The organism is Azospirillum himalayense (assembly GCF_042657465.1).
Lineage (GTDB): Bacteria > Pseudomonadota > Alphaproteobacteria > Azospirillales > Azospirillaceae > Azospirillum > Azospirillum himalayense.
Window position 1 is genome coordinate 88,094 of sequence record NZ_JBHSLC010000005.1, and the last position, 20,114, is coordinate 108,207.

At 67.9% G+C, this 20,114-nt stretch carries 18 protein-coding genes; 10 read left to right on the plus strand and 8 right to left on the minus strand.

The features are described from left to right. Positions 1 to 28 precede the first annotated feature (28 nt). Positions 29 to 1,066 carry a GGDEF domain-containing protein gene (locus ACFPMG_RS03850; protein ID WP_376993898.1) on the plus strand — a complete coding sequence of 346 codons (1,038 nt, stop codon included), beginning with the start codon at positions 29 to 31 and terminating at the stop codon, positions 1,064 to 1,066. A gap of 10 nt (positions 1,067 to 1,076) precedes the next feature. Here ACFPMG_RS03850 and ACFPMG_RS03855 read toward each other — a convergent pair whose 3' ends face one another. Together ACFPMG_RS03855 and ACFPMG_RS03860 are read right to left on the minus strand one after the other, a co-directional pair. Next, positions 1,077 to 2,240 carry an NAD(P)H-dependent flavin oxidoreductase gene (locus ACFPMG_RS03855; protein ID WP_376994019.1) on the minus strand — a complete coding sequence of 388 codons (1,164 nt, stop codon included), beginning with the start codon at positions 2,238 to 2,240 and terminating at the stop codon, positions 1,077 to 1,079. A gap of 48 nt (positions 2,241 to 2,288) precedes the next feature. Then, entirely contained in the window at positions 2,289 to 4,340 is a 2,052-nt protein-coding gene (locus tag ACFPMG_RS03860; RefSeq protein ID WP_376993899.1) for a molybdopterin oxidoreductase family protein, read from the minus strand. A 223-nt stretch (positions 4,341 to 4,563) separates the two neighbouring features. Here ACFPMG_RS03860 and ACFPMG_RS03865 point away from each other — a divergent pair, with 223 nt between their 5' ends. The 3 genes from ACFPMG_RS03865 to ACFPMG_RS03875 all read left to right on the plus strand — a co-directional run bounded on the left by ACFPMG_RS03865 (position 4,564) and on the right by ACFPMG_RS03875 (position 7,437). Further along, a complete protein-coding gene (locus tag ACFPMG_RS03865) occupies positions 4,564 to 5,307 on the plus strand; it encodes a hypothetical protein (protein ID WP_376993900.1) in 744 nt (247 codons plus the stop codon). Positions 5,308 to 5,377: 70 nt separating this feature from the next. Then, positions 5,378 to 6,961: a methyl-accepting chemotaxis protein gene (locus ACFPMG_RS03870; protein WP_376993901.1), complete on the plus strand. Its 1,584-nt coding sequence runs from the start codon at positions 5,378 to 5,380 to the stop codon at positions 6,959 to 6,961. Between the two features lie 119 nt (positions 6,962 to 7,080). Next, positions 7,081 to 7,437 (plus strand): zinc ribbon domain-containing protein YjdM, encoded by a 357-nt coding sequence (locus tag ACFPMG_RS03875; RefSeq protein WP_376993902.1) that lies wholly within the window; start codon positions 7,081 to 7,083, stop codon positions 7,435 to 7,437. A 91-nt stretch (positions 7,438 to 7,528) separates the two neighbouring features. Here the strand turns inward: ACFPMG_RS03875 and ACFPMG_RS03880 are convergent, their stop codons facing one another. From ACFPMG_RS03880 to ACFPMG_RS03890, 3 genes are all read right to left on the minus strand, one after another. Beyond that, complete coding sequence (locus tag ACFPMG_RS03880) at positions 7,529 to 8,827, minus strand: TRAP transporter large permease (RefSeq protein ID WP_376993903.1); 1,299 nt, start codon at positions 8,825 to 8,827, stop codon at positions 7,529 to 7,531. Beyond that, positions 8,824 to 9,510, minus strand: coding sequence for a TRAP transporter small permease (locus ACFPMG_RS03885; RefSeq protein ID WP_376993904.1), 687 nt, complete (start codon positions 9,508 to 9,510; stop codon positions 8,824 to 8,826). The genes ACFPMG_RS03880 and ACFPMG_RS03885 overlap by 4 nt, the downstream gene beginning before the upstream one ends. Positions 9,511 to 9,629: 119 nt before the next feature. Then, positions 9,630 to 10,640 (minus strand): TRAP transporter substrate-binding protein, encoded by a 1,011-nt coding sequence (locus tag ACFPMG_RS03890; protein WP_376993905.1) that lies wholly within the window; start codon positions 10,638 to 10,640, stop codon positions 9,630 to 9,632. Between the two features lie 150 nt (positions 10,641 to 10,790). On the opposite strand from ACFPMG_RS03890, the gene ACFPMG_RS03895 reads away from it, so the two are divergent. From ACFPMG_RS03895 to ACFPMG_RS03905, 3 genes are all read left to right on the plus strand, one after another. Then, positions 10,791 to 12,821 carry a sensor histidine kinase gene (locus ACFPMG_RS03895; protein ID WP_376993906.1) on the plus strand — a complete coding sequence of 677 codons (2,031 nt, stop codon included), beginning with the start codon at positions 10,791 to 10,793 and terminating at the stop codon, positions 12,819 to 12,821. Next, positions 12,814 to 13,416, plus strand: coding sequence for a response regulator transcription factor (locus tag ACFPMG_RS03900; protein WP_376993907.1), 603 nt, complete (start codon positions 12,814 to 12,816; stop codon positions 13,414 to 13,416). Before ACFPMG_RS03895 ends, ACFPMG_RS03900 begins: the two co-directional genes overlap by 8 nt. Positions 13,417 to 13,548: 132 nt before the next feature. Next, positions 13,549 to 15,312 (plus strand): sensor histidine kinase, encoded by a 1,764-nt coding sequence (locus ACFPMG_RS03905; protein ID WP_376993908.1) that lies wholly within the window; start codon positions 13,549 to 13,551, stop codon positions 15,310 to 15,312. An 18-nt stretch (positions 15,313 to 15,330) separates the two neighbouring features. Here the strand turns inward: ACFPMG_RS03905 and ACFPMG_RS03910 are convergent, their stop codons facing one another. Both ACFPMG_RS03910 and ACFPMG_RS03915 read right to left on the minus strand, forming a co-directional pair. After that, on the minus strand, positions 15,331 to 15,651 hold the full coding sequence (locus ACFPMG_RS03910) for a hypothetical protein (RefSeq protein WP_376993909.1): 321 nt from the start codon (positions 15,649 to 15,651) through the stop codon (positions 15,331 to 15,333). Positions 15,652 to 16,188: 537 nt separating this feature from the next. Next, positions 16,189 to 16,455 (minus strand): (2Fe-2S)-binding protein, encoded by a 267-nt coding sequence (locus ACFPMG_RS03915; protein ID WP_376993910.1) that lies wholly within the window; start codon positions 16,453 to 16,455, stop codon positions 16,189 to 16,191. 201 nt (positions 16,456 to 16,656) lie between these two features. Between ACFPMG_RS03915 and ACFPMG_RS03920 the strand changes: the two genes are divergently transcribed. Both ACFPMG_RS03920 and ACFPMG_RS03925 read left to right on the plus strand, forming a co-directional pair. Then, complete coding sequence (locus ACFPMG_RS03920; protein ID WP_376993911.1) at positions 16,657 to 17,634, plus strand: alpha/beta hydrolase family protein; 978 nt, start codon at positions 16,657 to 16,659, stop codon at positions 17,632 to 17,634. A 9-nt stretch (positions 17,635 to 17,643) separates the two neighbouring features. After that, complete coding sequence (locus tag ACFPMG_RS03925; RefSeq protein ID WP_376993912.1) at positions 17,644 to 18,603, plus strand: SAM-dependent methyltransferase; 960 nt, start codon at positions 17,644 to 17,646, stop codon at positions 18,601 to 18,603. A 6-nt stretch (positions 18,604 to 18,609) separates the two neighbouring features. Here the strand turns inward: ACFPMG_RS03925 and ACFPMG_RS03930 are convergent, their stop codons facing one another. After that, the gene (locus ACFPMG_RS03930) at positions 18,610 to 19,665 is read right to left on the minus strand and encodes a patatin-like phospholipase family protein (RefSeq protein ID WP_376993913.1); all 1,056 of its coding nucleotides are present in this window, start codon (positions 19,663 to 19,665) and stop codon (positions 18,610 to 18,612) included. Positions 19,666 to 19,979: 314 nt separating this feature from the next. Between ACFPMG_RS03930 and ACFPMG_RS03935 the strand changes: the two genes are divergently transcribed. Beyond that, complete coding sequence (locus ACFPMG_RS03935; protein ID WP_376993914.1) at positions 19,980 to 20,108, plus strand: hypothetical protein; 129 nt, start codon at positions 19,980 to 19,982, stop codon at positions 20,106 to 20,108. The last annotated feature ends 6 nt before the right edge of the window (positions 20,109 to 20,114 follow it).

Below are 20,114 nucleotides of genomic sequence, written 5' to 3' on the forward strand. Positions count from 1 at the left end.
TCAAAAGCGCGGTGGAAAGGCGGGCGTGATGGCGGGCGATCAGGATTTCGAGACGGCGCGGATTCTCGCGAGCCGCGCCATGGATCGGATCGCCGTGCATGGACTTTTGCCGAATCCGGAAAATTTCACCCTCTGGTACGCCTATTTCGGCGGGCAGAACCCGGACCTGACTCGGGCCATCGAACTGGCCCAGCGCGACGGGGCCACGCTGTCGCAAGGCCATTGCGACGAGCTGTACAAGCGCTTCTTCACGCTCGACGCCGAAGCCCAGGCCATCCGGGAAACGTCGGAGCGCGCGCGCGTCGCTTTGGGACGCATTCTCGACCAGTTGGGCACCGTCGGCTCGGAAACCGATCGCTATGGGCAGGCGTTGGCCGGTTTCCGGGGGGAACTGGACCAGCCGATGAGCTTGGCCGAGCTGCGCGCCATGGTGGCGGCCATTGCGGCGGAGACGACCGCCATCGTCGACCGCCAGACCCGCCTGCAGAGTCAGCTTCTCGAATCCAGCCAGCAACTGGCCGAATTGCGCGTCGTTCTGGACTCCGCGCGGCGGGAGGCGATGACCGACGGGCTGACCGGCATCGTCAACCGGCGCGGCTTCGATCTGGCGCTGGCCTCCGCCGCGGAGGAGGCGGTGCAGACCGGAATGCCGATGACCCTCCTGATGGTGGACATCGACCATTTCAAGCGCTTCAACGACACTCACGGCCATCTCGTCGGCGACCATGTGCTGAAGCTGGTCGCCAAGGTGCTGACCGAGGGGGTGAAGGGCCGCGACACCGTCGCCCGCTATGGCGGGGAGGAGTTCAGCGTCATCCTGCCTCACACCGCCCTCGCCAACGCGGTGAAGGTGGCCGAGCAGCTCCGCGCCTCCGTGGGGTCGCGGCAGATCATCAACCGGACGCGCAACGCCAATTACGGATCGGTGTCCCTGTCGGTCGGCGCCGCGGAATACCGTCCCGGCGAGGATTTGCTGGCCCTGCTGCGCCGCGCTGACGAGGCGCTCTACACCGCCAAGCGCGGCGGGCGCAACCGTGTCTGCGCCGAAGCCACGATGGCGGGTTGACCGCCACCCGTCAGATGATGCCGGTCAGGCGCCGGACCGCGGCGTCGGTTTCGTCCACCAGCCGCGCCATCAGCTCCGCCGCCGTTTGCCGTCGCGCCAGACGGACACCCTGTCCGGCCCACAGCGACAGGAATTCCGCCCGGCCCTGCTGAGCGGCGGCGGTGCGCATCGGGCGGGTCAGCGTGTTCTGCAGGGGGAAGGGCAGGGCGTCGTCGTCCGCAATGTCCTCCATGACCCGATTCACGATCCCGCGTGCCGGACGGCCCGAGAAGGCACGCGTCACCCGCGTCTGCGTCTCGCGGGCATCGAGAATCGCCTGCTTGTGCGCCTCGGGGATGCCGGCTTCGGCGCAGGTCAGGAAGGCGGTGCCCATCTGCACGCCGGCGGCGCCCAGAGCCAGTGCCGCCGCGATGCCGCGCCCGTCCATGATGCCGCCGGAGGCTAAAACCGGCAGGTTCACCGCGTCCACAACCTGTGGGATGAGCGCCATGGTGCCGACCAGACCGGCGGCAAAGTCAACCCCGCCTGGGCCCGTTGCGAAGCTGCCGCGGTGTCCGCCGGCCTCCGCCCCCTGGGCGATCACGGCGTCCATCCCCGCCTGCTCCAGTGCGACGGCCTCCTCGACGGTGGTCGCCGTGCCGATCAGGAGCATGCCCCGCGCCTTGATGGCAGCCAGCGCGTCGGCAGGCGGGAGGCCGAAGGTGAAGCTGAAGGCCAAGGCCCCGCAGTCCAGCGACGCGGCCAATTGGGCGGCGAAGCCGTCAGCCCCCAAAGCCGGTGCGCCAGGGGCGGGCAGGCCGAGGTCGGCGTGGTAGCGCGTGATGCGGGCGACCGCAGCATCCATCCTCCCGGCGTCCGGTGCGTCGGGCGCGGGCAGCGGGGCGAACAGGTTGATCCCGAAGGGGCGGGCGGTCCGGGCGCGGATCGCCCGCACCCGCTCGGCGATCTGGTCCGGGGACAGATAGGCCGCCCCGATGAAACCGATGCCGCCGGCCTCGCCCACCGCGGCGACGAGGTCCGCCGTGTCGGCGCCCCCGGCCATCGGGGCCTGGACGATGGGGTGGGACAGGCCCAGGCGCTGGGTCAGTGTGGTGTGAACCGGCATCGCGCCGCCCTCCGCTTTCGATGTTCCGTGGAGGGAGGCTAGGGCAGTCCGGCCATCGTGAAAAATGATTTGTTCAGATGGGACGGATCATGTCTGGTGATGGATTTCGGGGCCAGTTCAGGCGGCGCGCAGCCACACCGCCGTGTCGTGGAAGGCGGCACCACCCGCCGGCGGGATCGGCTCGGGCGAGGTCAGGGTGTTGATCCCGATTCCCTCCAGGAAGGCGCTGTTCGGCCAGATGCCTTCCACGATCACCACGCCGCGCGGCACCCCGGCGAAGGGCTTGGCGTGGACGACGACGCTGCCCAGCCCGTTGCCGAGGCGCACGGCATCGCCGTCGGCCAGGGCAAGGTCCGCCGCGTCCTCCGGATGGATCAGCACGGTGGGACGGCCTTCGCGGCGCTGGGCGGTCACCGTCTCGGTGAAGCTGGAATTGAGAAACTGCCGCGCCGGGGCGGTGACGAGGCGGAAGGGATGCTCGGCGTCGGCCGGGCGGCCCGGCGCCATGTGGTCCGGCAGCTCCGGCAACTGGCCGGCGCCGTAGGGGCCGAGCGCCGCCCAGTCGGGCGCGAAGCGGAAGCGCCCGTCCGGGAAGGCGAAGCCGTTCAGGAAATGCGAGGTCTCGAAATCCGGCTGGGCGTCGATCCAGCGCTGTTCCGTCAGGGTTGCGGCGTCGGTCAGGCCGGAGGTCTTCAGCATGGAGTCGATGATCTCCAGCGCGCTCATGCCGAAGCCCGGATGCTCGGCGCCGACGCGGCGGGCCAGTTCGGTGATCACCCAGTGGTTCTCGCGCGCCTCGAACTGTGGCTCGATCACCTTGCGGCCGATCAGGATGTGCATCTGCCCGCCGCCGCGGTAGAGGTCGTCATGTTCCAGGAAGGTGGTGGCGGGGATGACGATGTCGGCCAGTTGTGCCGTGTCGGTCATGAACTGCTCGTGCACCGCCACGAACAGGTCGTCGCGCAGGAAGCCGCGGCGCACGCGGGCGCTGTCCGGACAGATCGCCGCCGGGTTGGTGTTCTGGATCAGCATGGCGGTGACCGGCGGGCCGCCGGTGATGTCCTCCCCGGTCAGCACCGCGCCGATGCGCGACTGGTCGAAGCCGCGAACCGAGGTGTCCAGACGGTCCAGCCCCTCCGACAGGGTGCGGTCGATGCTGTAGATGCCCGAGGAACAGTAGAGCGCCCCGCCGCCCTTGTGCGCCCAGGCGCCGGTGACCACCGGCAGGCAGGACACCGCGTGCATCTGCGCCGCGCCGTTGTGGGCGCGCGTCAGCCCGTAGCCCAGCCGCAGATAGCTGCGCTTGGTGGCGCCGTAGAGGCGGGCGAAGCCGACGATCTCCTCCGCCGTCAGTCCGGTGATCGCCGCCGCCCATTCGGGCGTGCGGGTGGCGAGATGCGCCTCAAACCGGTCCGCCCCGGCGGCGTAGCGGTCGAGATAGGCGCGGTCGGCCAGCCCCTCGCGGAACAGCACGTGCATCACCGCGCAGGCCAGCGCCCCGTCGGTGCCGGGGCGCAGCATCAGATGCAGGTCCGACACCTCCGCCGTGCCGGTGCGGTAGGGATCGATGGTGACCAGCTTCGCCCCGCGGCCCTTGCGGGCGCGGCTGACGTGGGTCATCACATTGACCTGGGTCGCCACCGGGTTGCCGCCCCAGTTCACGATCAGGTCGCTGTCGGCCATCTCGCGCGGGTCGGCGCCGCGGATGTCGCCGTGGCCGGCCAGCCAGCCCATGTTGGCCGGCGTGTCACAGACCGTGCTGATCTGCCGGGAATAGCCCTTGGCGTGGCGCAGCCGCTGGATGCCGCCGCGCTGCACCAGCCCCATGGTGCCGGCGTAGAAGTAGGGCCAGACGGCTTCCGCGCCATGGACCCGCTCGGCGTCCAGGAAGGCGTCGGCGATGCGGTCCAGCGCCTCGTCCCAGCCGATCTCCGCCCATTGGCCGGACCCCTTGGGGCCGGTGCGCCGCAGGGGCGTCCTCAGCCGATCCGGGGAATGAACGCGCTCGGCGTAGCGGCTGACCTTCGCGCAGATGACGCCCGCCGTGTAGCTGTTGGCGGCGGCCCCGCGGACTTTGCCGATGCGGTCCGGCGCGACCCGTTCCACTTCGAGGGCGCAGGTGCTCGGGCAATCGTGCGGGCAGGCGGTCGGCAGGAAGACGGAGTTCACGGAAGGGGGCCTCGGCGAGGGACAAACGGTGGTCAGCTTATGTCCGGCGTTCGGCTTTCCGCAACCGGTCAGGATTGTTTAAGGACTGCCATCAGATTTCAATATTGCAGCCCTATCCTTGTGGAGGCTGGTCGCAGAAAGAGGTATGTTTCTTGGAAAATGCTCGCATAAGGTGGCGTTTGCGCAGCCTTGAGCACGGAACGATGCAACAAGGGGAAGCCGTATGAACGCGAATGTTGCCGGAGGCGCCCGGCGGACGCTGCGGGCCGGGGTGTTCGCCAGCCTGATCGGAGCCATGGTCGGAGCCGTTGCCGGTATGGCCGCTCCGGCTCGGGCCGACGGCGTCAAGCTCGGCTATGTGGAGTTCCCGCCTTATACCCAGACCGATGGCGGGGCCGCGAAGGGCAGCCTGATCGAATCCTTCGACAAGGCTGCCAAGGCGGCCGGCATCGCCTACACCGCCGAATCGGCCCCGGCCCGCCGCCTCTTCTCCGGCATCGCGGACGGCGAGTTCAACATCTTCCTGGGCATCCGCACGGTCAAGGAGTTCGATGGATCCACGCTGATCAGCGCCGCCCCCATCGCCCGGATCGAGCTGAAGGCCTATGGCATCGGTGAAGCTCCGGCAGTGAAGGCGAAGGAGGATCTGTCGGGCAAGGCGGTCATCGCGCTGAACGGCTATTCCTATGGCGGCTGGCGCGCCTGGATGGAGGATCCGGCCAACAAGGTGCAGCTGGTCGACGCGCGCACCGCCGATCAGGCGCTGCAGCTTCTCCAGGCCGGGCGGGCGCCGACCCTGCTCCAGTACTCGTTGCCGATGCAGCAGGCATTGGGTGGAAAGACGCTTGCCGACCTGAAGGCCACGCCGGTCCAGAGCCTGGACGTCTACGTCGTCGTGTCCAAGAAGACTCCGGACGCCGCGGCGGTTCTGGCGAAGCTCGAAGCCGGGTTCAAGGCGACCCAGTGACGTCACCGGCACGCAGCATTGGGCGCCGACCGTTCGGCAACCAGTTGTTCAGAAAGAAAAAGGGCGGATCATGACGGTCAACGGCTCGGCGGACGGTAATCAGGGTGGTGGTGTGGGATTGCGCCTGCGGGCGATGCTTCTGATCGGCGGCGTGCTGCTGGTCTATCAGGTGCTGGCCATCGCCTGGGGCGTGCACAGCTCGGCCAACCAGGCGAAGGAAACGCTGGCGGCGCGCGCTGACATGGTGGCGTCGCTGCAGGCCCGCGCGGCGGCGATCCCGCTCTATGACTTCGACACCGAGCAGGTGCGCGAGGTCGCCAAGGCGCCATCCTCCGATCCCGACTTCCTCGGCGCCCAGGTGCGCGACGACAAGGCCAAGGTGGTCGCCGAGGTCGGTGACACCAAGGCCGCGAAGGGTTTCATCGAGGTGGTGAAGCCCATCGTCGGCGGGCAGGCCGGGCAGCGCAAGACCATCGGTGAGTTTGTCCTGCGCCTGCGCACCGACCGGGTGGAGGCGCGGGTGACCGCCGACGCGGCGACTCAGATCGCCGTCGGGGTGGTCGCCTTCCTCGCCATCATGGCGGCGCTCTACCTCGTCGTCTCGGCCATCACGCGCCCGCTGATGCAGATCACCGCGATGGTCGGCCGGCTGGCCCAGGGCGACTACGCGGTCGCCGTGCCGGCCCTGGACCGCCGCGACGAGATGGGGGCGATGGCCCGCACCATCGACATGCTCCGCCAGAACGCCCAGCACCGCCAGCAGCTCGAAGCCGAGAAGCTGGCCCGGCAGGCGGAGGAGGCGCAGCGGGGCGAGCGGCTGACCCGCCTTGCCGCCGCCTTCGACCGCTCGGTCCAGGCGACGGTCGGCGAGGCCTCCACCGCCGCCTCGCAGATGAAGGGCAGCGCCGGCAGCATGCTGGAGAGCGCGTTGCGCGCCGACCAGTGCAACGCCTCGGTGGCCGGTGCCGCCGACGAGACCAGCCGCACCGTCCAGACCGCCAGCGCGGCGGCGGAGCAGCTCACCCAGTCGATCCGCAGCATCGCCGAGAGCGTGAAGCAGTCGGTGGCCATGTCCGCCCAGGCCATCGACCGTGCCGACGCCAGCCGCAAGACGGTGGAGGCGCTGGCCGCCGGCGCCGCCAAGATCGGCGAGATCACCAGCCTCATCACTTCCATCGCCGGTCAGACCAACCTGCTGGCCCTGAACGCGACCATCGAGGCGGCGCGGGCCGGGGAGGCCGGCAAGGGCTTCGCCGTGGTGGCGAGCGAAGTGAAGAATCTGGCCAGCCAGACCGCCAAGGCGACGGAGGAGATCGCCACCCAGATCGGGGCCATCCAGTCGGTCACGCAGGAAACGGTGTCCGCCATCGGCGCCATCACCGAGACCATCGGCCAGCTCAGCCAGCGCTCGGCGGAGATCGCCGCCTCGGTCCAGCAGCAATTGGCCGCGACGGGCGAGATCGCCGAGAAGGTCCGCACCGTGGCCGGCGAGGCCGACACCGTGACCCGCAGCATCGCGGTCGCTTCCGATGCCTCGTCGGAGGTGGCGACGGCGGCCCGCGAGTCGGTGGAGGTTGCCCAGACCCTTCAGGCCCGCTTCGTCGATCTGCGCGACGAGGTGCAGAGGTTCCTGGCCTCGATCAAGGCAGCGTAAGCGGCCCGTGACGACACGCAACTTGCCTGCGATGGGCGCGCATGCCCGCCGCGGGCAAGTTGCGTTTCCGCTTTTCGCCTCGCCGCACTAGGATGCCGCTCCCGAAAGGCGAGGATGATATGGACGACGGATTGAAGTGCCCGAAATGCAACTCCGAGCATGTCTATCAGGACGGCATGCTGTGGATCTGCCCCGAATGCGCCCATGAATGGAGCCCGCAGGCCGAAGGCGGCGCGGGTGCGGACGCGGCGGCGGATCAGGGGGTGCGGGACGCCAACGGGAACGCGCTGAGCGACGGCGACGCGGTGACGGTCATCAAGGATCTGAAGGTCAAGGGCTCGTCCCTGGTCGTCAAGGGCGGCACCAAGGTGAAGAACATCCGTCTGGTCGATGGGGCCGACGGCCACAACATCGCCTGCAAGATCGACGGCATCGGCGCCATGAACCTGAAGTCGGAATTCGTCAAGAAGGCGTGACGTCCTTCGGCTTCCCCGGAAAAGGAAAACCCCTCGTCGGATCGCTCCGGCGAGGGGTTTTCCTTAGGGGCTTTTGCCCGGCAACGGGGGATTACATCATCCCCAGAGCGCGCGGCAGCCAGGTGGAGATGATCGGCACGTAGGTGATCAGCACCAGGAAGCCGAGCATCGCCAGCAGCCACGGCCAGACGGCCACGGTCAGTTCGGTGATGCCCATCTTGGTGATGCCCGACGCGACGTAGAGGTTCAGGCCCACCGGGGGGTGGCACATGCCGACCTCCATGTTCACGACCATCATGATGCCGAAATGGACCGGGTCGATGCCCAGCTTCATGGCGACCGGGAAGAGGATCGGCGCCATGATCAGCACGATGGACGACGGCTCCATGAAGTTGCCGGCCATCAGCAGAAGGATGTTCGTCACCAGCAGGAAGGCGATCACACCCAGACCCTGGTTGACGATCCAGTCGGCGATCGCCTGCGGGATGTTCTCCGACGTCAGCACGAACGAGAAGAGCACCGCGTTCGTGATGATGTAGAGCAGCATCGCCGACATGCTGGCCGAGGACAGCAGAACCTTCGGCACGCCGCGCAGCGGCATGTCCTTGTAGACGAAGACCGCGATGATGAAGGCGTAGACGGCGCTCATCGCCGCGGCTTCGGTGGGCGTGAAGACGCCGGAATAGATGCCGCCGATGACGATGACGATCAGCGACAGGCCCCAGATCGCTTCGCGGAAGGCCTTGAAGCGCTCGCCCAGGCTGGCCTTGGGCAGACGCGGATAGCCGAACTTGCGCGCGCGGTACCAGGTGACGCCGCCCAGCACGAAGGCCAGCATCAGGCCGGGGATGACGCCCGCCATGAAGAGCTGCCCGACGGAGGCGGAGTGCGCGGTGCCGCTGGTGGCGACGCAGTACATCACCATCACGATGGACGGCGGGATCAGGATGCCCAGCGCGCCCGAGGTGGTGATGACGCCGGCGCCGAACTGCTTCGGGAAGCCCTGGGCGACCATCGCCGGAAGCACGATGGAGCCGATGGCCACCACCGTCGCCGGGCTGGAGCCGGACACCGCCGCGAACAGGGCGCAGCCCATCACGCCGGCAAGGCCGAGGCCGCCGTGCCAGTGGCCGACCATCGCCGTGGCGAAGTTGATCATGCGCCGGGCCACGCCGCCGTGCGTCAGGAAGTTGCCGGCCAGGATGAAGAACGGGATCGCCATGATCTCGAACTTCTCGATGCCGGTGAACAGCTTCAGAGCCACGGCCTCGATCGGCACGTTGGTCATGGTGAAGAGGAAGGTCAGAACCGTCAGGCCGAGTGAGATCGAGATCGGCATGCCGGTGAGCATAAGAACCAGCAGAAGGCCGAAGATGATGGCGGCGTTCATCGGTCGTTCTCCTTCGGTCCCTTATCAATGACAGGGCCGTTGCCGGGCTTGCGGCCCTCGTGATGGGCGATGTCGTGCGGGTGCAGGTTGTCGTCCATCTCGTACCAGTTGACGTCCTGCGCGGCGCGCTGCGGGTCGGTGGTGTCCTCTTCCAGACCCTCGACATGGCCGTGGTCGTGGTGCGGCAACTCGCCGGTGCGCAGGAAGTTCACCATCACCTGAAGGAAGCGGAAGCACATCAGGTAGGAGCCGAGCGGGATCGCCAGATAGATGATCCACATCGGCCATTCCAGGTCGGCCGACACCTGTTCGGTGTCCGACATGTGCCAGACGAAGGTGGACCCCATCGTGCCGACCACGCCGGTGAAGGTCGCGCCGGCCAGCAGGCCGAACACGATGAATTTCGCGCGCAGGGGCGTGGACAGCTTGTTGATGAGGACGTCCACGCCCACATGGATGCCGGTGCGGACACCGTAGGCGGCGCCGAACTTCGCCATCCAGACGAACATGTAGATGCACAGCTCCTGCGCCCAGGCCAGATTCCAGTGGAGGATGTAGTCCTGGATGATGGGGAAGCCGGCGGCGTAACGGTGGGCGACCGAGATGAAGATGATCGTCGTCGCCGCTGCCATCAGGAAGGCGATAAGAATCTCCTCCAGATGGTCTAGGATTTTCATGGGCATGGTGGCTCCGCGCGCAGGAGGAAGCGCCCGCGTCGAGTGAGCGGGCGCTTGCCGAGGGCTGTGCGTTGGTCTTGCTTGATTGGACCGGGCGGCGGTGCCGCCCGATCAGACGCTCTTGATCACTCGCACTTGGCGGCGTCGGTCTCGGTCTTGATGCTCGCCAGCAGTTCCTTGCCGACGCGCGACGCCATGTCCTCGTGGACCGGCAGCATGGCTTGGCGCCACGACGCGCGCTCGTCCTTGGTCAGCTCGTAGAACTTGGTCTTGCCGGCGGCCTTCATCGCCTCCAGCGCCTTGTCGTTCTCTTCCTGGGCGATGTTGTTGGCGTACTCGGTCGCCTCCTTCATCGCGCCGTCGAGCTGGGTGCGGACGTCGCCCGGCAGGCCGTCCCAGAACTTCTTGTTCACGATGACCGCGTAGCCCAGATAGCCGTGGTCGGAGAGCGTGGCGTGGCTCTGCACCTCGTGCATCTTCTGGGTGTACATGTTGGACGGCGGGTTCTCGGTGCCGTCGACGACGCCGGTCTGCAGCGCCTGATAGACCTCGGAGAAGGCCATCACCTGCGGCAGGGCACCGAGCGCGCGCATCTGCGCGTCCAGCACCTTCGACGACTGGATGCGCATCTTGAGGCCCTTGAAGTCCGCCGTGGCGTGCAGCGGCTTGTTGGCGCTCATGATCTTGAAGCCGTTGTCCCAATAGGCCAGACCGGTGATGCCCTTGTTCTCCAGCTTTTGGAACAGCTGCTTGCCGATCGTGCCGGTGGTGACCTTCACCAAGGCGGCCTTGCACGGGAAGATGTAGGGCAGGTCGAAGATCTCGAATTCCTTGGCGCCCAGCGGGCCGAACTTGGCCAGCGACGGGGCCAGCATCTGCACGGCGCCGAGCTGCAGGGCCTCCAGCTCCTCCTTGTCCTTGTAGAGCTGGCTGTTCGGGTAGACCTCGACCTTCACCTTGCCGGCGGTGCGCTGCTCGGCCAGCTGCTTGAACTTCTCGGCGCCCTTGCCCTTCGGGGTCTCCGGAGCGACGACGTGGCTGAACTTGATGACGATCGGCTCCTGCGCGGTGGCGGCGGTGGCGGCCATCAGGCAGCCGGCGGCGACGGTGGCGCACAGCAGCGAAACGAACTTCATAGGGGTCATCCTCCACTTGTTGTTGGTCAGACTGATGGTCCGGCCTTTGATATTCTTTCATTGTTCGATAATTTCCTCCCCGACGCTATTGTGGAAATCCGTAGCTGTGAACGTGACATATTGGTTGCCGTGCCAACACCTCTCCCGCCCATGACCGGTGGTGCGGCCAGCGCCGCCCATGGCCTCGGCCAGCGCGGCCCGGTGCAGGCCATGCCCATCGTGGCGATGGCGCTGGTCGTCCTTCTGTTCGGCGTCTTCCTGTGGGTGCTCCACCGCAGCGAGCGGGAGGAGGAGACGCTCACCCTCATCAAGGACGTGCTGTGGGTGGAGCAGAATCTCCACTTCCAACTCACCTCCGACGAGGAGAAGCTGCAGTATCTCGCCGAATCGCTGGGGCGCGAGGACACCACACCGGTGAACTACTCGGTGATGGCGCGCCACATCGTGACGGTGAATCCGGCGATCCAGCGCGTGGTGCGGCTGGACCCGCAGGGCCGGCCGGTGCGGTCGGAGCCGCCGGTGGAGGACGGGCCGGCGCTGGACGACGCCTTCGGCCCCAGCCCGCGCGCCGACGCCTTCCTGATCGCCCGCTCCTCGGGCCGCCGGGCCTATTCGGCGCCCTACCGGCTGGGGGCCGCGGACACCGCCTTCGAGATCGTCATCCCGATCTTCCGTGGGCAGGAGTTCGCGGGCGCACTCGCCGGGGTGCTGTCGATCGACGCCCTGCTGACCCATCACGTCCCCTGGTGGTTCGCCCAGCGCTACCAGCTGGAAGTCATCGACCCCTATGGGGCGGTGCTGGGGACCAAGTCGCGCATCGCGATGCCGGAGCCGCGGCGCAGCCACATCGTGCCTTTCGATCCGCCTGGGCACGGCCTGACCCTGGTCGCCACGCTGCATCAGCTCTCCGGCAATCTCGGGCGCAACATCCTGATCGCCGCCATCTTCGCGCTGACCGTTTCGGCCCTGTGGAGCCTGTGGGCGGTGCGCCGCCACATCGCCCGGCGCATCCGGGCGGAGGAGGCCCTGCGCGCCGAGCACGCCTTCCGCAAGGCGATGGAGGACAGCCTGACGGTGGGCATGCGCGCCCGCGATCTGGACGGGCGCATCATCTATGTGAATCCGGCCTTCTGCCGCATGGTCGGCTGGTCGGCGGAGGAGCTGGTGGGGGCCGGGCCGGTCATGCCCTATTGGCTGCCCGAGGATCTGGTCCACACCGAGGAGGTCTTCCGCGCCGTGCTGGCCGGCAACGCGCCGGCCAACGGCTTCGAGCTGCGTTTCCGCCGGGCCAACGGCGAGCGGTTCGACGCGCTGATCTACGAGGCGCCGCTGATCGACGCCAAGGGGCGGCACACCGGCTGGATGGGCTCCGTCCTCGACATCACCGAGCGCAAGCGGGCGGAGGAATTGGCCCGCCAGCAGCAGGAACGGCTTCAGCAGACCGCACGGCTCATCACCATGGGTGAAATGGCCTCGACCCTGGCGCATGAGCTGAACCAGCCGCTGTCCGCCATCGCCAGCTATTGCACCGGCTGCCTCAACCGCCTTCAAGCGGGCAGCATCCGGCCGGACGAGCTGGCGACGGCGCTGGAGAAGCTGTCCGGGCAGGCCAGGCGGGCCGGCCAGATCATCCGGCGGATTCACGACTTCGTGCGCAAAAGCGAACCGAACGTCGCCCCTTGCTGTCTGTCGGAGATGCTGGAGGATTGCGTGGCGCTGATGGAGGCCGATGCCCGCCAGCAGGGGGTGAAGCTGGTGCTGGAGGTGGGGCGCGGCCTGCCGGCGGTGATGGCCGACCGCATCCTGTTGCAGCAGGTGGTGATGAACCTGATGCGCAACGGCATCGAAGCCATGGCGGCGACCCGTCGCGACCGCCGCCGGCTGAGCGTGACGGTGCAGGCGAAGGACGGGGCCGTCCTGACGCGCATCCAGGACCGCGGTTGTGGCATTTCGTCCGAAAATGCGGAAAAACTGTTTTCTCCCTTCTTCACCACCAAGACCGAGGGCATGGGCATGGGCCTGAACATCTGCCGGTCCATCATCGAGCACCACCAGGGGCGCCTGTGGTTCGAGCCCGCGCCGGATGGCGGCACCGTGTTCCTCTTCTCCCTGCCGGTCCTGTCCGAACCGCCGATGACCGGCGTGGCGAATTCCCACAACGAGAGAGCCGCCGATGTGTGAGCCGAAGCTGCACATCGTCGATGACGACGAGGCGATCCGCGACGCCATGGGCTGGCTGTTCCAGTCGCGCAACGTCCCGGTGGCCTCCTGGCCGTCGGCGGAGGCGTTCCTTGCCGACTACGACTCTGCGATGACCGGTTGTCTTCTGCTGGACATCCGCATGGAGGGGATGAGCGGGCTGGAGCTGTTCGACCGGCTGACCGCCATGGGCTGCCGGATGCCCGTGCTGTTCCTGACCGGCCACGGCGACGTGCCCATCGCCGTGTCGGCCTTGAAGAAGGGCGCCCGCGACTTCGTGGAGAAGCCCTTCAACGACAACGACCTCGTCGACCGGGTGATCGAGGCGCTGGCCTTCGACGCCGGGGAGCGGGCGCGGCAGGCCGGGCAGGCCGGCGTGGCCGCCCGGCTGGCGACACTGACCCAGCGCGAACGGCAGGTGATGGGTCTGGTGGTGGCCGGCAAACTGAACAAGGTCATCGCCGACGAGCTGGGAATCAGCATGCGGACCGTCGAGGTGCACCGCGCCCATGTCTTCGAGAAGATGGGGGTCAAGACGGCGGTGGAACTCGCCCGCATTCTCGCGGCGGTGGGGTGAGCGCGGGGGGACGGACAACCGGCGGGCTTGACAGGAGGGCGGATGCGCGCGACCCATTGGAGGGGGAGGCGCGCCGCCTTTCCCTTTCCAGTCCTAACGCCAGTCCGTTTCCGTCAACGGTCGGAGAGTGTCTTGCGACTGCCCTCATCGACGCTTGGTCTGGGGCTCGCCGCCATCGCCCCGCTGCTGCTGTTCCTGGCGGTGGTGGTCTGGATTCTGGATCTCCGGCAGCAGGACGTGCTGGCGGCGGAACTGGCGGCGCAGGCCCGTTCGGTGATGGTTGCCATCGACCGGGACTTGGAAAGCAAGGCCCGTCCTCTTGAACTTCTGGCCGCGCTGAGCCGCAAAACGGTGAACGATCTCGCCTTGCTGAAATCGGAAGCCGCGGAGGCCGTGCGCAGTCAACCCGGCTGGCTGGCGATGGGGCTGGTGGCGGTGGAGGACATGTCCTTCCTGTTCCATACCCAGTACCCGCTGGGCGCGTCCCTGCCGCCGCCGCGTCTGGACGATGTGACGCGGCAGGCGGCCGACCTGCGGCGGATGGTGGTCGGCGGTGTCCTGCCTCCGGGCGGGCCGCCGGGGCGTCCGGCGCTGATCGTCCGCACGCCGATCCTGGACCCGGACAACCCCGCGGAAACACCAGTCCGGCATGTGCTGTCGCTGGCGGTCGGGCTGGACGGGTTGGACGCCGTGCTGCGCGGGTCCGGAATCCCCGCGGCGTGGACGGTGTCGGTCGTCGATCCCGCCATGGTCATCGCTGCGCGGTCCCACGATCCGGATCGGCATGTCGGCCAAAGGGTGAGGGACATGATGGTCCCCCGGCTGATGGGGCAGACTCCGGGGCTGTTTTCGGCAACGACGCGGGAGGGGCACGAGGCGCTGGTTCTCGTTCACCGGTCGCAGCAGACCGGCTGGTCGATCATCGTGGCCGTCCCGTTCGAGCAGATCAGCAGCCAGTTGAACCGGACGCGGACCACCATCCTGGCCGGTGCGGCGGGCGCCGGTCTGGCGACGCTGGTGCTGTCGCTGGTGGTGACGCGCCATGTCCGCCGCCGCCGCCACGCGGAACGCGAGGCCCGCATCGCCCGCGAAGCCATGCTGGCGGAACAGCGCCGCCGGCTGGAGGCCGAGAAGGAGCATGCCGAGGCCGCCAATCTGGCCAAATCCGATTTCCTCGCCAACATGAGCCACGAACTGCGCACGCCGCTGAACGCGATCATCGGCTTCAGCGAGGCTCTGCTGTCCGGCCTGTTCGGCCCGAGCCCGCCGAAGCACCAGGATTACATCGCCAGCATCCACGCCTCCGGCCAGCATCTGCTGTCGCTGGTCAACGACGTGCTGGACATGGCGAAGGTCGAGGCGGGGCGACTTGAACTCTATCCGGAGCCGGTGCGCGTCGCCGTGCTGTTGGGGGAATGCCTGGAGTTGATGGAGGCGCTGGCCGGTCAGAAGGGCGTGCGGGTCGAGAGCGCGCCCGTCGAAACCGGCCTGACGGTGATGGCCGACGCCATCCGTCTGCGGCAGGCCGTGCTGAACCTGCTGTCCAACGCCATCAAGTTCACGCCGGCAGGCGGTTGCGTGCGCGCGGATGCGGTGCGCGACGAGGGGGGCTGCGTGGTTTTGACCGTCGCCGATTCCGGCATCGGCATGTCGCCGGAGGACATCCAGATCGCGTTGGAGCCCTTCCGCCAAGTGAACAGCTACATGACCAAGGCCCATTCCGGCACCGGGCTGGGGCTGCCGCTCGCCAAACGCTTCGTCGAGGCTCATGGCGGGCGGCTGGACCTGTGCAGCGCCCCTGGGGAGGGCACGGTGGTTCGCATCATCCTGCCCGGTGTGCCGCCGGCCGCTCCGGCGGCCGGGCCGGGTGCCGTCATGCTGCTCAAGGCCGAGTAAACCGGCCCGGCCGCCGCGTCAAGCCGCCACGCGCTTCAGGCGGGCTTCCATGCCGTCGAGGCCGTCCGTCAATTCCGCCGCCGCCTGGTCGGCAATCGCCCGGGCGAAGGTCCAGGCGTCATCCGTGGCGATGCGCGCCGCCTCGACGCGAGCGGACAGGCGGTTGTGCTGGCCGCGCAGGGTGTCCAGCGTGCGCTCCAACTCGTCCCGGCTCACGCCCTGGTGACCCTCAAGGCCGAACCGCTCCACCTGCGACCGCAACCGGTCCAGCCGGTCGGCGGTCGCCTGAAGCAGGGTACGGCATTTGGCGTCGTGGGCGTGCCGGTTGCGGCGGCTCATCTCTCGCTCCTCCTTTCGGATCGCTCGGGGTCCTTCAGCCGGATGTCCAGGCGGCGTTCCAGGTTGGCTCTGCGCACCTGCATCGTGTTTTCAAAAGTATGTGCATTGCAAAAATTCATTGCTGCATCGCCTAAATAAGAAAACCAACCGGTTGCCTTTCATAGACATATGAAAAGCAATTCCAGTTCCAGAAGACTTGATTTTTTTTGTGTCCTGTCCAGTCAGGAGCGTTCCGCGCCGCTCCGAATGCTTCGGATTTCTTGAATCCGGTTGGACTCTTTCTGCACGATCGGCTCTGCCCCGTCAAGCGGGTCAGGAGTATAAGTCTATGGCGATTTGTCGCAGCCGAAAGGGAGAGTCTGGTTTACGGAAAGCGGAAAAGAACGGCGCAAATGACCGTTCATTCCCGAAATAGCCCGCGCGGATTCCGGATTAAAAAGGCGCTCTACGGTTATCAGGCGCCGATTGCTGTTCTTCCGCCGCGCGGGACTGCGAGGTGTTGTTGAAGAGACTTGGTGGGGTAGGGGGCGAAGCCCGTCACTCCGCCGCGACGCCGTAGGGGAAGCTTTCTGCGTTGGCCGGCTCCGGCAGCAGGGCTGGCTGCTGCGTTGCGGCGTGGCTCGGGCAGGCTTGGCACTGGTTCGCGCAATGGCTTTGGGCCATCTCCCGCATCATCGGAACGCATTTGCCGCACTGGACCTGACGCTCATAATGCCGGAACACGGAGGCCGGGGTGCGGGCGCCGTTCTCCAGCGCCTTGGTAACCTGCTTGTCGTTCAGCGCGTGGCAGATGCAGACGTACATGGGCCCCCGGCAGCGGTGCATGTTGTGCGGTCTTGCTGGGGGCAATGTGCTGCGACTGAGAATGATTGTCAATTGATCTGAATCATGACAGCCAAATTTGAGCGGATTGCGGCGGAATGTCACAGCCCAAGCGAACGGGGGATGCGGCTACCTCGGAAGTCGATGCCTTTCTTCAAGCGGTGGGAGGATACGGTGCTGCGAATGGGGTGGCTGCCGATCGCCGGGGTCGCGATCCTCTGGGCTGGTGCTGCCGCGGCCGAGGTGGGCATGCGCGCGCTGGCCTTCACCGATCCGGCGGACGGCGGCATGGCCCGCGCGGTGGTCTGGTATCCGACGGACGCGCCGGAAACGCCGGTGCGGCGCGGCCCCTTCAGGTTCCAGGTGGCGGAGGGCGGGCCGGTGGCCGAGGGGAGCCACCCGCTGGTGGTCGTGTCCCACGGGTCTGGGGGGAGCGCCTTCGGCCACGCGGACACCGCCATGGCTCTGGCCCGGCGGGGCTACGTGGTCGCGGCGGTTCATCACCGGGGCAACGCCTTCGACGACGACCGGGACGCCGGCACCGAGCGGATGTGGCGCAAGCGCCCGGCCCAGCTGTCCGCCACACTCGATCACCTCCTGGCAGAACCGGAGCTGGCCGACCGCCTCGACGGCGAACGCGTCGGCGCCCTCGGCTTCTCGGCGGGCGGATACACGGTTCTGGTGGCCGCCGGCGGGGTGGCGGAGCTGGGGCGCATCGCCGCCCATTGCCGAACCCCGCCCGCCGGTGAGCGTTTCTGCCATCTCGGGAACGAGGAGACGCAGGCCCGCATCGAGGCGCGCGACCCGCGCATCCGTGCCGCCGTCCTGATGGCGCCGGTCGGCGTTCCCTTCTCCAAGGACGGCCTCGCCGGGGTGACGATCCCCATCCGCCTGTACCGGGCGGAACGGGACGAGCAGATCGCGGCTTCCCAGGTCGAGGGCCTGCGTGACCGGTTGCCCGTGCCACCCGAATACGAGGTCGTGCGCGACGCCGGGCACTTCGCCTTCCTGATGCCCTTTCCGGCCGCCATCGCGGCGGAGGTCGGACCGCCCGCCTGGGACCCGCCGGGCTTCGACCGGACGGCCTTCCACGAGCGACTGAACGCGGAGATCGCCGATTTCTTCGACCGCGCTCTTGCAATCGAACGCCAGGGGCGCTAGCCCCTCGGCATGAGCGACTCATCCGACACTTCGCCCGCCCGCCCGACCCCGGCGCAGACCCCACTGGGGCAGACCATCTATCTGGCGCCCGAAGGCTTTGTTCAGGACCTCGTGGCCGAACTGGGCGACGTGGCGGCGGTGGAGGACCGGCTGGTCTTCGCCGACGGGCCGGCGCGTCCGGCGGCCTGGGCGCAGAACATCTGGTACGACCCGGTGCGGATCGAGTTCGCGTCGATCAAGGAGGGCGCGCGGGCGCTCCGCTCCATCCAACGCAACTGGGCGCTCTGGACGCTGCGCCATCACCGCCGGGCCAGCCTGATCCAGGAGAACCTGCCCCACGTCTCGGCCAAGCCGGTGGTCTTCCCGTCGCCGCTGCCGACCGCCCCGCTGGGCTCCTGGACGCTGCTGGACGAGAACACCATCGTCGCGGCGGCGCGCTGTTCCAGCCCCTACCGCCATGGCGAGGTCACCTTCATCGAGAACCGGACGGTGCCGCCCAACCGCGCCTATCTGAAGCTGTGGGAAGCGCTGACCCTGTTCGGCGAACAGCCGGGGCCGGGCGACCGCTGCATCGACCTCGGCGCCTGCCCCGGCGGCTGGAGCTGGGTGCTGCACGAGCTGGGCGCCAGCGTGGTCAGCGTCGACAAGGCGCCACTCGACCCGGCCATCGCCGCCCTGCCGCGCATCGAGTTCCGCCAGGAAAGCGCCTTCGGCCTGAAGCCGCAGGACGTCGGGCCGGTGGATTGGCTGTGCTGCGACGTGATCTGCTACCCCACGCGTCTGCTGCGGCTGGTGAACCAGTGGATGGAGAGCGGGCTGGCCAAGCGCTTCATCTGCACGCTGAAGTTCCAAGCCGAGACCGACCACGAGACGGCCCGCGCCTTCGCCGCAATCCCCGGCGGGCGGGTGCTGCACCTGAACCACAACAAGCACGAGCTGACCTGGATGTGGCCGGCGGCTCCCGTCTGAATGCGGCTACGCCCGGCGCAGGGCCAGTTCCAGCGCCGGCTTGAGGATCGAGGCAGCGCCGTAGCCGATCTCCACCACCTCCTCCGCGCGGTCGAACTCCAGGATGCCGATGTGGGCGAGGCGCGGCGCGATCAGCACGTCAGGCGGCTCGCCGGCCAGGCGGGAACGGGTGATGCGGTCCTGCATGATGTCGATGGACCCGGCCATCACGTCCATCACGTTGGGCGGCACGTCGGAGGCCGGGGCGCGCGTCAGTTGGTCGGCGAGGAAGCGCGTGCGCGCCGCCGGACGCCGTCCCATCCAGGAGGCGATCTGCGAGGTCAGGGTGGAGAAGACGGGCGAGGTCGCGTCCCCCGCCGGGGCCATCGCCACCTCCGGCACGGGCTGGGCCTGCTGCATCCGGGCCTCCTGCATCTGAGACGCCTGCATCTGGGCCGGCTTCGCCTCCGCCGCCTTGCGCAGCTTGGCGGCGCCGCGACCGGAGGGGCGGCTCAGCGGCGACAGCTCGCTGTTCAGGTTGACCGCGATCACCACGTCCGCGCCCAGCGCGCGGCAGAGCGACACCGGCACCGGGTTGACCAGCGCGCCGTCCACCAGCCAATGGTCGTCGCGCCGCACCGCCGGGAACAGGCCGGGCATGGCAGCCGACGCCTGAACCGCGCTGAGCATCGGCCCGTCGCGCAGCCAGATCTCCCGACCGGTGCTGAGGTCGGTGGCGACCGCGGCGAAGGGCTTGCGCAGCTGATCGATGGTGACTTCGGTGCGATGGTTGCGGAAGCGGTCGAAGGTGCGGTCGGCGGCCAGCAGCCCGCCGCGGCGGAAGGTCAGGTCGATGATGCCGAGCATGCCGAGCCAGCCCATGCTCTGCGCCCAGGCCTGCAACTCGTCCAGCTGGTCCGTCAGGTAGGCCGCGCCGACCACCGCGCCGATGGAGGTTCCGCAGATCACGTCGGGCTCGACCCCGATCTCCTCCAGCGCGCGCAGAACGCCGATGTGCGCCCAGCCGCGCGCCGCCCCGCTGCCGAGGGCCAGTCCGATCTTCAGTCCGCTCACCGCCAGCACCTCATGTCTTGTGGGCTTGGTCAGGCTTGTCCGGCGCCGACGCGTCGATGGGTGTCCAAAGGGATTTGGGGCATCGGACCGTCGGTGGAAACCCTTCCATCCGGGGGACGCGGGACGCGCCAGGGGGCCTCCTCATGGGGGATGCCGAAAATTGTACCCGCTTTTGCCCTCTATTTGACTTGCATCAGTTTTTCTTCCGATTACCTGTGGCATTGCGATGGATGAAAGAGTTTCCGGGCGACGTTAACCAAACATCAACTGGAAGCGTCCAATGTCGCTCTCAACACGGACAGTCAGGGATGGCGGAGGTTGCCATGGCCCAGGATCTCAAGAGTTTCAAAAAGGATTGGCAGCGCTGGTCGGCGGCGGAGAAGCTGACGGCGGTGGCCATTCTGATCGCCGCCGCGGTCGCGCTGGGCGGCCCGGTGACCATTCTGTTCTGATTTGCT

What these genes read in the sequence shown, in the direction of transcription:
- ACFPMG_RS03850 (WP_376993898.1), top strand. Translation starts at nt 29, where the DNA reads ATGGCGGGCGATCAGGATTTCGAGACGGCGCGGATTCTCGCGAGCCGC.
- ACFPMG_RS03865 (WP_376993900.1), top strand. Translation starts at nt 4,564, where the DNA reads ATGAACGCGAATGTTGCCGGAGGCGCCCGGCGGACGCTGCGGGCCGGG.
- ACFPMG_RS03870 (WP_376993901.1), top strand. Translation starts at nt 5,378, where the DNA reads ATGACGGTCAACGGCTCGGCGGACGGTAATCAGGGTGGTGGTGTGGGA.
- ACFPMG_RS03875 (WP_376993902.1), top strand. Translation starts at nt 7,081, where the DNA reads ATGGACGACGGATTGAAGTGCCCGAAATGCAACTCCGAGCATGTCTAT.
- ACFPMG_RS03880 (WP_376993903.1), bottom strand. Translation starts at nt 8,827, where the DNA reads ATGAACGCCGCCATCATCTTCGGCCTTCTGCTGGTTCTTATGCTCACC.
- ACFPMG_RS03885 (WP_376993904.1), bottom strand. Translation starts at nt 9,510, where the DNA reads ATGCCCATGAAAATCCTAGACCATCTGGAGGAGATTCTTATCGCCTTC.
- ACFPMG_RS03890 (WP_376993905.1), bottom strand. Translation starts at nt 10,640, where the DNA reads ATGAAGTTCGTTTCGCTGCTGTGCGCCACCGTCGCCGCCGGCTGCCTG.
- ACFPMG_RS03895 (WP_376993906.1), top strand. Translation starts at nt 10,791, where the DNA reads ATGACCGGTGGTGCGGCCAGCGCCGCCCATGGCCTCGGCCAGCGCGGC.
- ACFPMG_RS03900 (WP_376993907.1), top strand. Translation starts at nt 12,814, where the DNA reads ATGTGTGAGCCGAAGCTGCACATCGTCGATGACGACGAGGCGATCCGC.
- ACFPMG_RS03910 (WP_376993909.1), bottom strand. Translation starts at nt 15,651, where the DNA reads ATGAGCCGCCGCAACCGGCACGCCCACGACGCCAAATGCCGTACCCTG.
- ACFPMG_RS03915 (WP_376993910.1), bottom strand. Translation starts at nt 16,455, where the DNA reads ATGTACGTCTGCATCTGCCACGCGCTGAACGACAAGCAGGTTACCAAG.
- ACFPMG_RS03920 (WP_376993911.1), top strand. Translation starts at nt 16,657, where the DNA reads ATGGGGTGGCTGCCGATCGCCGGGGTCGCGATCCTCTGGGCTGGTGCT.
- ACFPMG_RS03925 (WP_376993912.1), top strand. Translation starts at nt 17,644, where the DNA reads ATGAGCGACTCATCCGACACTTCGCCCGCCCGCCCGACCCCGGCGCAG.
- ACFPMG_RS03935 (WP_376993914.1), top strand. Translation starts at nt 19,980, where the DNA reads ATGGCCCAGGATCTCAAGAGTTTCAAAAAGGATTGGCAGCGCTGGTCG.